This is a genomic window from Rhodoluna sp. (genome assembly GCF_049276775.1).
In the GTDB taxonomy this organism is placed as follows: Bacteria; Actinomycetota; Actinomycetes; order Actinomycetales; family Microbacteriaceae; genus Rhodoluna.
This window is the reverse complement of the sequence record NZ_JBASXC010000081.1, coordinates 1-7,592: the sequence shown is the minus strand read 5'-3', so window position 1 is coordinate 7,592 and position 7,592 is coordinate 1. Positions and strand designations below refer to the sequence as shown.

Annotated in this window: 8 protein-coding genes; all 8 read right to left on the bottom strand. The window is 51.8% G+C overall.

Going from position 1 to position 7,592, the window contains the following annotated elements; all coding sequences use genetic code 11:
- Positions 1 to 80: 80 nt before the first annotated feature.
- Positions 81 to 851: an imidazole glycerol phosphate synthase subunit HisF gene (hisF, locus tag WAO31_RS05665; protein ID WP_509591303.1), complete on the bottom strand. Its 771-nt coding sequence runs from the start codon at positions 849 to 851 to the stop codon at positions 81 to 83.
- The gene (gene hisG, locus WAO31_RS05660; protein WP_509591301.1) at positions 851 to 1,690 is read right to left on the bottom strand and encodes an ATP phosphoribosyltransferase; all 840 of its coding nucleotides are present in this window, start codon (positions 1,688 to 1,690) and stop codon (positions 851 to 853) included. Before hisG ends, hisF begins: the two co-directional genes overlap by 1 nt.
- Position 1,691: 1 nt before the next feature.
- Entirely contained in the window at positions 1,692 to 1,955 is a 264-nt protein-coding gene (locus WAO31_RS05655) for a phosphoribosyl-ATP diphosphatase (protein WP_509591299.1), read from the bottom strand.
- 3 nt (positions 1,956 to 1,958) lie between these two features.
- Complete coding sequence (gene rpe, locus WAO31_RS05650) at positions 1,959 to 2,609, bottom strand: ribulose-phosphate 3-epimerase (protein WP_509591297.1); 651 nt, start codon at positions 2,607 to 2,609, stop codon at positions 1,959 to 1,961.
- Between the two features lie 5 nt (positions 2,610 to 2,614).
- Positions 2,615 to 3,961: an RsmB/NOP family class I SAM-dependent RNA methyltransferase gene (locus WAO31_RS05645; RefSeq protein ID WP_509591295.1), complete on the bottom strand. Its 1,347-nt coding sequence runs from the start codon at positions 3,959 to 3,961 to the stop codon at positions 2,615 to 2,617.
- Complete coding sequence (gene fmt / locus WAO31_RS05640) at positions 3,958 to 4,878, bottom strand: methionyl-tRNA formyltransferase (RefSeq protein WP_509591293.1); 921 nt, start codon at positions 4,876 to 4,878, stop codon at positions 3,958 to 3,960. Before fmt ends, WAO31_RS05645 begins: the two co-directional genes overlap by 4 nt.
- Positions 4,879 to 4,884: 6 nt before the next feature.
- Complete coding sequence (locus tag WAO31_RS05635) at positions 4,885 to 6,813, bottom strand: primosomal protein N' family DNA-binding protein (RefSeq protein ID WP_509591291.1); 1,929 nt, start codon at positions 6,811 to 6,813, stop codon at positions 4,885 to 4,887.
- A 1-nt stretch (position 6,814) separates the two neighbouring features.
- Positions 6,815 to 7,592, bottom strand: a 778-nt coding sequence (gene metK / locus WAO31_RS05630) for a methionine adenosyltransferase (protein WP_509591289.1), incomplete at its 5' end; no start/stop codon positions are given.

Here is a 7,592-nt window from a genome sequence, read left to right as displayed (position 1 = left end):
CATTAGCACCTTGCTATCTTGCTCAGATTGAACAACCGCAGGGATCAGGCCGTTGCTATCGAATCGAAGATCTGAAATCTTCAAGCTGCCCCCCTGACGTACACGTTCGCTTTTGAAAGTGCACCCTTCACATCGGCAAGTGAAACGTGTCTTTGGTGAAAGATTGAGGCCGCAAGCAGGGCATCAACACCGGTTGTAGCCGCTTCAACAAAATGGTCGGCCGACCCCGCACCTCCGGAGGCAATTACCGGTACGGTCGCAACTTTTGAGACCATCGCAAGTAGTTCGAGGTCGAACCCGCTCTTGGTTCCGTCGGCATCAATGCTGTTTACGAGCAACTCTCCTGCCCCGAGACCCTGAACCTTCATTATCCACTCCAAAGCGTCTAGCCTTTTGTCCACAGAACCGCCGTGACTAGTCACGGTGAACCCGCTTGAAGTTTCCGCACTGCGCTTTAGATCAAGTGAGACTACGAGCACCTGGGAACCAAATGTGTCAGCAATTTCAGAAATAAGCTCTGGCCTCTCGATTGCTGCAGATGAAACCGAAACCTTGTCAGCTCCTGCCTCCAAAAGGGCTGCTACATCCAAAGTGGAGCGAATGCCTCCCCCAACTGTCAAGGGAATAAAGACCTTCTCCGCCGTCAGGCTCACAAGGTCGAGCACTGTAGACCTGCCCTCTTTGCTTGCGTTTACGTCCAAAAAAGTAATCTCGTCCGCTCCCCAGTGGTAATAGAGCTCCGCGAGCTCAACGGGATCACCGGCGTCGACTAGGTTCTCAAAGTTGACTCCCTTAACCACGCGTCCATCGGCCACGTCTAGGCAGGGAATGATTCTTGTCGTGAGCGGCATCAGATTCTCGCGGCGTGAATAGCACTCACCAAGATTGCACGAGCTCCAATTTTGTAGAGCTCATCCATCTTTTGATTTGTCTCGACTGCTCGTACCAAGGAGCGGATTGCGACCCACTCTGAATCCCGAAGCGGAGAAACTGTGGGTGACTCAATTCCCGGTGTAATAGCTGACGCTTTCTCTACCAAAGCAACTGGGCAGTCGTAATCAAATATGACGTACTCTCTTGCAACACGGACCCCTTCAAGTCGCTGTAGAAGACCCTGAACAGCACTGTCTTTTCCAAGCGCAACAATCAGCTGGGCATCACTTTCAAGTATTACCGGACCAAAAATTTCCAGGCCCGCTTGACGAAGGGTGCTGCCGGTGGAAACAACATCGGCTACCGCGTCGGCCACGCCAAGACGGACCGAAACCTCAACCGCGCCGTCTAAAGTGATGACCTTCGCGTTGACCCCGTGCTTCTGTAGGTACTCACCAACAAGGTTCGGGTAGGCGGTCGCAACAGCGCGCCCCTCTAGTTCGGCAACATTTCTGAATTTGCCAATCGGACCTGCAAAGCGAAGTGTTGAAGCCCCAAAGCCCAGGGCCGCAATTGACTTAGCATTGGATCTTGAATCCACTAAGAGGTCTAGTCCAGTAATGCCCGCATCCAGCGAACCCGAGCCAACATAGGTCGCAATGTCTCTGGGGCGAAGGTAGAAAAACTCGATGCCATTGGCGGTGTCAACTACGTGTAGATCTTTCGAATCACGTCTTACCAAGTATCCGGCTTCGCTGAGCATTCCAATGGCTGCATCGGAGAGCATTCCCTTGTTGGGTACCGCGATCTTCAACAACTTAGAGCTCCTTTTCTAGTTCTTCGAGGGTTATGCCACGGTCGATCATCAAGACCTGAAGGTGGTAGATCAACTGAGCGATCTCCGCAGTCGTGGCCTGCTTACCCTCGTGTTCGGCAGCCATCCAGACCTCGGCCGCCTCTTCGACGATCTTCTTACCTATTGCGTGGGTTCCCAATTCAAGAAGCTCGGCCGTCCTAGACGAACCAGCGTCGGCCTGGGCACGCTGATTGAGGGTGTTGAATAAATCGTTGAACGATGGCATGTCTTAAAGCGTAATGGCTAGAGCTCGAAGCTCTCCAATGCGCTCATTTCGATCCGTTGCACCAAACACGGCTGTTCCGGCAACAAATGTGTCAGCACCCGCCATCGCTAGCTCTCCAATATTAGACGTCGACACGCCACCATCAACCTGGATCGAAAAATCAAGGTTGTTGGCTTCTGCAAACTCTCTTGCCTCTGTCACTTTATGGACCGTCTCCGGAATCAGGCTCTGGGCGCCAAAACCTGGCTCAACGGTCATAACCAACAACATATCAAGTTGGGAACAAAGCTGCTCAACCTCCGAAAATGAAGTGCCTGGTTTGATGGCCATTGCTGCCGCTACTCCGGTGCTCTTTATGGACTTAATTACGGTCGCTGGATCCGCTGCCGCCTCAAAGTGGAATGTGATAGAGCTCGAATACTCTGCGTACTTCTCTGCCCAGAAATCAGGGTTTTCTATCATTAGGTGAACATCCAATGGAACCTTGGAGACCTCAAATATTCTCTTTACGACGGGAAGTCCGAAGGTCATGTTAGGGACAAAGTGCCCATCCATGACATCTACGTGAATCAAGTCAGCGCTGCTGATGCTCGCAAGCTCAGTCTCAAGATTTACAAAGTCTGCGCTCAGAATGCTTGGTGCGATTCTGCTCATGATTTTTATCCTATCGACTTGCGGAAAAGGGCAAGGAACATAGCGTCTGTCCCGTGAGTGTGAGGCCAGAGTTGAGCCGTGCGGCTTCCCTCGTCAAGAGAAAGCTCTGGGTTGATCTGATTTAGGATTGCGTTGGCATTGAGAAGCTCGGCTTTCTCCCTGTACTTTCCCTGGGCCCACGCCACCTGAGCTGTGGTTTCCGATAAATGGGGTGAGCAGGTCACGTATGCCAATACCCCTCCCGGTTCGAGAAGATGCCAAGCACTTTCAAAAAGCTCACGCTGAAGTTTGACCAGGTCTATAAGATCTTCCGAAGTTCGACGCCACCTTGATTCCGGCCTTCTTCGCAACGCGCCCAGACCGGTGCACGGAGCGTCCAATAATATCCGAGAATACTTAGGTCCGGAGGCTCCAAGCTCGCGACCATCTGAGACTGTGATGGTTATGTTCCCGAGCGGGGCAAGAGCTTTCGCGACCAACTCAGCACGATGCGGGGACACTTCATTACAAACCATCCCTACCTCGCGCTGGATTGAAATTGCTGCCATGAGGGCAGCCTTTCCTCCCGGGCCCGCACACATGTCTAGCCATGCCTTATCTTCCGAGAGAACCTCTGAACCAATTAGGGCTAGCACCATTAGTTGAGATCCCTGGTCCTGGACTCGAGCCCGACCATCGCGAACCGCCTCAATGTTGCCTGGGCTTCCGGTCACTTCTACTCCGATTGGAGAAGCTGGGCCAAAGCTTTCAGGCTGACCGAGATCCTCTATGACCGAGAATCCTGGCAGTGCAGCCAAGGAAACTTTCGCGGGTTTGTTGTTGCTTGCAAGTAGATCCTCAAGCTGGCCTTCGGCTTTTCTGGAGCTCAGAGCGGTCTTGAATGCTTTCACAATCCAAATCGGGTGTGAGTACTGAACTGAAAGAGCATCGAGTTCACTCATCTTTGAGGTGACTACATCCAGCCAGTCGTCTTTCGACTTCACCGATACCTTGCGAAGAACAGCGTTTACAAAGCCAATCGAGCCTTTACTGGCCTTTGATTTGGCGAGATTAACAGACTCGTTTATTGCGGCGTGGACCGGAACTCTCATCTCGAGCAGTTGATGAACCCCAAGGAGCAAAACAATTTGGGCAGCTACCTCTATGTCCTCAAGCTTTCTGGAAGATGCCGACTCAATGATTCTCTCGTAGAGCAATTGGTTCCTTATGGTCCCAAAGGCGAGCTCTTGAACAAACCCAGCGTCCCTCCCCTCAATGCCCGCACGAGACAGTAGAACCGGCAGGAGCAAATTGGCATAAGCGTCATCATTCTGCACTCGGCTCAATAGATCAAACGCAATCCCCCTGCTCAAAGTAGCGAGATCGATTCTTGCCGTAGACCTCTAAACCAATCAGCCCCAGACATTTCATTCTTTCCCGCTGGCTGTACCCGAATAAGTTCAACAGCCCCGTCACTGCAACCCACTAGGAGGCACCCGCCTACAACAACCGCCTCCCCGAGAACTAAATTTGTTTCGTCGGAAAGAGTAGTCTTTAGTACCCGTATCTGCGCACCATTAGCTTCAAACCAAGCCATTGGTTCAGGATTCATCGCCCGGACGAAATTATGAAGAACCAATGCTGGCTGTAGAAAGTTCAGCTTTGCCATATGCCGAGAAATCTTGCGTGCAACATCTGTTCCGGCCGGAATGACCTGCTCTTGCTGTTTAGAGATTCTCTCCTCCAGGTTAGCCAGGGTATCAACAAGCAGTTCAGACCCTAGCTCGGTTAGCTTTTCAAGTAGTTCGCCAGAACTAATCTCTGGGTCTATCTGTTGCTCGGCCTGATTGAGGATTGGCCCAGTATCAATCCCCTCATCGAGTCGAAATACGCTCACCCCAGTTTTCGACTCTCCGGCGAGTATCGCGTGCTGAATTGGAGCGGCACCTGGGAACTTTGGCAACAGGGAGTAGTGAAGATTAATCCACCCCATTTCCGGAATATCAAGCGCAGGTTTTCTGAGAATGCTTCCGTATGCAACGATTACTCCAAGGTCGGGCTTGAGTTCACTCATCCAGTCCAAAACTTCGTCGGAAAAAATGTTTGATCTCTTAGTCGGTATACGGTGCAAACTTGCAGCGCTGGCAACCGCCGATTCGGTTAATGTCTTTTTGCGGCCAACTGGTGCATCTTCACGGGTGAGCACCCCAACGACCTCGAACCCATTGACAACAAGAGCCTCCAGCGTGGATGCGGCATTATTGGGTGTTCCGGCAAACAAAATTCTCATGTAAATCTAGACTACTTCAGCGTCGTTCATCTTCAACGTGATAGCTCTAGCGTTCCTGCCTGAACTTGTCACTCTGATTTTGCCTGCCGAAACTTTTGAAACCTCCAGTTTTAAGAGCTTTGCAATGGCCTGAATATCCGAGTAAGGATACTTGAAGATCAAGCGCCACTGTTCCTGTCCGGACGTAACGGCTACCGGCGCGGAACCTATCCGGACTATCGAAGAGATTTCCGACAACGAACTTGAAATCCTGGTAACCATTTCTAACTCCGCCGTGATACTGCCCAATCGGACAGCGGGAGGAAGCATCAGTTCCTGCCGAGAAGACAACTCAGCGGCCGCGATCTTTGCGTGGTTCCAAAGTGAGTACAGCTTTGAAAGCTCACCAGAGACTCCAACCAGCACGCAGCTGGCAGAACTCCTAGCCTTGGCAACGGCGTTGGACCAAACCCTAACGGATTCTTCGAGAGCTCGAAGGTTCTGCTTTCCAAGAAGCACCTTGGCATCCAGCAGAACAACGGCGAAATATCCGCCTTCAACATAAGGCTCGGCTCCAGCCGTTGCCACCACTAAAGATTTTCCCGCGTCTATGGTGATCAGCCTGTTGTCTCCAGTTGATTCAATAACTCGGGCGTTTGGAAATGCTTTTCCTAGTTCAGCTGCGGTTCTAGTCGAGCCAGCCCGCCCCAGGGAGAACTCCGAGGAGCCGCAGGTACATACGAAATCGAGTGCGAAGCCATTGCACCAGCGGCACTTTTTTGCGCCGCTTGAATCAACCCAGAGAGGACCGTTGCAACTCTTACAGCTTGCTGGCTCGTCACACTTCTTGCAATAAGCAGCCGTGCTTTCGCCGAGCGAAGACACCTGCACTAGAACCGCACCGGATTTAAGGCCCTCTTTGATTGCTGCGAATGCGTGTCCATCAACTCTCATACCAGGCTCGGAAATTGAAATTCGGGGTGTAGCGAAAGCCAGCGTCTGATCGGACAGGTAGCGCGACTCGATAAGTCGCATTACATCCGTCGAAATTGAATGAGCGGCAAAAACTACGGCACATTTCTGTATCGACTGCCTCACCAAAACAACATCTCTTGAGTGAAGATAGGGAGATGCCTGATCGATGTAGCTTCTGTCGGCCTCATCGAAGACTAGAATTGCGCCCAGGTTGTAAGCCGGAGCAAACGCTGCCGAACGAGATCCCACGATAACGCGTGGAGTCGAATCAAGCGCACGGAGAAACGATGCGTACTGTTTTGATCTGGGAAGCTCTGCCGAGTAGTCGGCCAGATAACTATCTAGCCCAATTTTTTGCATTGCCTGTAAAACAATCGTGTGCTCCCTATAATCGGGCACCAGTATGATTGTGGATCTGTCCCTGTCAATGTTGCTCCGTGCAACCGAGAGAAACAGGCTCACCCAAGCTGGAAATGAATGTTCATGCCCTTTGTAGGAGTGCGTCACAAACCTCGGCTCCGCAAGGGCAAAACTCCTTGCCTCATCCTTGATAAGACCTTCAATGTACTTCTTATCGAAACTGCCGGAAGACTCCCCCATCTTGAAAGCTTCGGCAGTGTTGGTTAGTTTGTGGTTCGAAAACGTCCGCGGCATATGTGCTGGAACAGCGATTTTGAGCAGCTCCCCAATTGAGGATGCTGAACGTTCTGCAAGCTTCGAGCACAGAGAAAACACATCTGGTTGCAAGGCAGGGCGATCACCAACGACCGATTGAATTTGGGACAGTTTTCCATCAAACTCCGAAGTGGCGCCAAGCTCCACGACAAAACCGTCTAGTGGCTTTTTGGATTTACCAAAGGGAACCTTTACGCGAGAGCCGACTTGCACCGCACCGACTAGCTCCTCGGGTACCGTGTAATCAAAAAGCCTGTCGAGTTGTGGCAAACCGGACTGGATAGCCAACTTCGCTATCGTCGCCATGCTATAAATTCAATGCTGCGCGCAGCGCGTCCACACGGTCGAGTCTTTCCCAAGTGAACTCTGGAAGCTCCCTACCGAAGTGCCCATAGGCTGCGGTCTTCGAATATATCGGTCGAAGGAGCTCCAATTGCTCAACAATAGCTCTAGGGCGTAAGTCAAAGATATCCCGTATCGCTTTTTCTATAAGCGCTGTTTCAACCTTTTCTGTTCCGAATGTCTCGAGGTAGATACCAACCGGATTAGCAACTCCAATGGCGTAAGCCACTTGAACCTCGGCTCGGTCGGCTGCTCCAGAGGCGACTACATTCTTTGCAACCCAGCGCATCGCATAGGCGGCCGAGCGATCGACCTTGGATGGATCCTTACCGCTGAAAGCTCCTCCACCGTGGCGAGCAGCGCCGCCGTAAGTGTCAACGATAATCTTGCGACCTGTTAAGCCGGCGTCCCCTTGGGGTCCACCGATAACGAACTTTCCCGTTGGATTTATGAAGTATTTTGAGCCTGCAAAATCCAGGCCGGACCCTTCCAGAATCGGCATGATTACTGAATTCTTCACGGCTTCGTGTATGTCTGCTTGCGACACTCCTTCATCATGCTGAGTAGACACCACAACAGCCTCAATGGTCTTTGGTGTAGCCCCGTCAAAGCCCACCGTCACCTGAGTCTTGCCATCCGGCCTTAGAAAGCTAACTGCACCGTTTTTTCTCACCCTGGCAAGTTGCTCGGCTAGCTGGTGCGATAGAGCAATCGCAGTGGGCATGTAGGTTGGAGTCTCGTTG